This window comes from Methylobacterium aquaticum, from assembly GCF_001043915.1.
GTDB lineage: Bacteria > Pseudomonadota > Alphaproteobacteria > Rhizobiales > Beijerinckiaceae > Methylobacterium > Methylobacterium aquaticum.
This window is the reverse complement of the sequence record NZ_LABX01000465.1, coordinates 1-623: the sequence shown is the minus strand read 5'-3', so window position 1 is coordinate 623 and position 623 is coordinate 1. Positions and strand designations below refer to the sequence as shown.

At 69.7% G+C, this 623-nt stretch carries 1 protein-coding gene; it reads right to left on the bottom strand.

What is annotated here, in order from left to right; all coding sequences use genetic code 11:
* Window positions 1–623, bottom strand: a 623-nt coding sequence (locus tag VP06_RS33270) for an MFS transporter (RefSeq protein WP_048468108.1), incomplete at both ends; no start/stop codon positions are given.

Here is a 623-nt window from a genome sequence, read left to right as displayed (position 1 = left end):
GATCGAGAACAGGGCGAGCAGGGCCGTCACCACCGTCTCGTCGCCCCCGAAGGTGCGCTTCACCAAAGCCGGCAGCAGGGCCAGCACCACGGCGCCGATGAGCCAGAACCAACTGGTGATGAGCCCGGTGCGCCACAGCCGCGTATCCTCGTAGAGGTCGCGCATCAGGCCGCCCGTCGAGCGCAGCACGTTGCGGTTCACCTGGAGGTAGGGCGCCGCCTCGCCGGTCTTCGGGATGGCGAGGCTGGCGAGCCAGCACAGGACCGCAAAGCCCATCACCAGGAGCCCGAAGGCATGCGCCCCTCCATGGGTGACGGCGAGCCCGCCCGCGATGGTGCCGGTGAGGATGGCCAGGAAGGTGGCGGCCTCGATCAAGGCGTTGCCGGCCGGCAGCTCGGCCCGCGCCAAGTGATCGGGCAGGATGCCGTACTTGATCGGCCCGAACAGGGCCGCCACGATCCCGAACAGGACGAGAGCCACGAACAGGATCGGCACCGAGGCGAGCCAGAATCCGAGCACCGCGACGGCCGCCGCCAGGATCTCCGCCGCCTTGAGGCGGCGGGCGACGAAAGCCTTGTCGTAGCGGTCGGCGAGTTCGCCGCCGAGGCCCGACAGGAAGAAGA